2 protein-coding genes are annotated in these 1877 nt (G+C 44.5%); both read left to right on the forward strand.

All coding sequences use genetic code 11. The features are described from left to right. The coding region (locus J6I68_RS16475) for a class I tRNA ligase family protein (RefSeq protein WP_292221898.1) at positions 1-1176 on the forward strand (1176 nt) is incomplete at its 5' end. Between the two features lie 121 nt (positions 1177-1297). Further along, the coding region (locus J6I68_RS16480; RefSeq protein ID WP_442861732.1) for a sodium:solute symporter family transporter at positions 1298-1877 on the forward strand (580 nt) is incomplete at its 3' end.

Here is a 1877-nt window from a genome sequence, read left to right on the forward strand (position 1 = left end):
AGGGAAAAAGTAAACTACCACTTCCGTGAGTGGATCTTTGCAAGACAGCGTTACTGGGGCGAGCCAGTTCCATGTGTATACAAGGAAGATGGCAGTATTGTGTTCCTTGATGATTCTGAGCTTCCTGTAGTTCTTCCTGAGCTTGAAGATTACAAGGGCAAGAACGGCAAGGCTCCTCTTGAGAATGCGACAGAGTGGAAGCAGTATGACAAGAACGGACTTAAGGGCGTTCGTGAGACTTCAACCATGCCAGGTAGCGCAGGATCTTCATGGTACTTCCTTAGATACATAGATCCTGATAACGACAAAGAGTTTGCAAACCAGGAGCTCTTAAAGCACTGGATGCCTGTAGATCTTTATGTTGGCGGACCTGAGCACGCAGTCGGACACCTTTTATACTCACGTATCTGGAACCGTTTCCTTTACAATAACGGCCTTTCACCAGTTAAGGAGCCATTCAAGAAACTGGTACACCAGGGCATGATCCTTGGTGAGAACGGCATCAAGATGGGTAAGCGTTTCCCTGAGTTCGTTGTTAACCCAAGTGACATCGTTCGCGACTACGGTGCAGATACACTTCGTCTCTATGAGATGTTCATGGGACCTCTTGAGGTATCAAAGCCATGGAACTCTACAGCAGTTACCGGTGCAAGGAAGTTCATCAACCGTGTATATACATTCTTTACAGAAGCTGCCAACGTAGTTGATGAAAACAATGGAAACCTTGATAAGGTTTACAACCAGACAGTCAAGAAGGTTACCAGCGATTTTGAGAGCCTTGGCTTTAACACAGCCATCGCTCAGATGATGATCTTTGTAAACGCAGTATATAAAGAGGGAAGCTGCCCAAGAGAGTACGCAGAAGGCTTCATCAAGATGCTGTCCTGCATCTGCCCTCACGTAGGAGAGGAGATCTGGCAGATCCTTGGACATGATAACACCATCGCATTTGAGTCATGGCCAACCTATGATGAGTCCAAGTGCGTCGAGGATACAGTAGAGATTGCTGTTCAGATCAACGGTAAGGTCAAGGCTACTCTGGCAATCGGCAAGGAAGATCCCAAGGACGAAGTTATCGCCAAGGGAAAAGAGCTTATTGCTGACAAGCTTGAGGGCAAGACCATTGTAAAAGAGATCTACGTTCCGGGAAGGATCGTAAACATTGTAGTGAAGTGAGCGTAGCTTTTGAGCCATGCATTTGAGGTGCATGGCTCTTTTTTTGCTTGTTGACTTTATCGCTTAAAAGCGTTAAAATTTAAAGCGTTACAGCGACAAAATTGTTGGAGGAAAATTTCTTATGATCATCAAAGTATTACTTCTTGTGGTTTTCTTTGCAGTCATGCTTACTATCGGCTTTATCTGCCGTAAGAATGCCACTGATGTCGGCGGTTTCGTTTTAGGGGGACGAAATGTAGGACCATGGGTTACAGCTTTTGCATATGGAACCAGCTATTTTTCAGCAGTTATCTTTGTAGGATATGCAGGACAGTTTGGCTGGAAATACGGAATTGCAGCAACCTGGGTTGGAATCGGAAATGCCCTTATAGGTTCACTTCTTGCATGGGTCATCCTCGGAAGAAGAACAAGGATCATGACTCAGCATCTTGATTCAGCTACAATGCCACAGTTCTTTGCAGCAAGATTTGGTGGAAGATCACTTAAGATTGCAGCATCTATCATCACATTCATCTTCCTTATTCCATATACAGCATCTTTGTATAACGGTCTTTCAAGACTCTTTGGAATGGCATTTAGTATTGACTATTCAGTGTGCGTTATTGTTATGGCAGTTCTTACAGGTATCTACGTTATCGCAGGTGGATATATGGCAACAGCAATCAACGACTTTATCCAGGGCATCATCATGCTGATCGGTA

Origin of the sequence: Butyrivibrio sp., from assembly GCF_017940685.1 — a bacterium.
Lineage (GTDB): Bacteria > Bacillota > Clostridia > Lachnospirales > Lachnospiraceae > Butyrivibrio.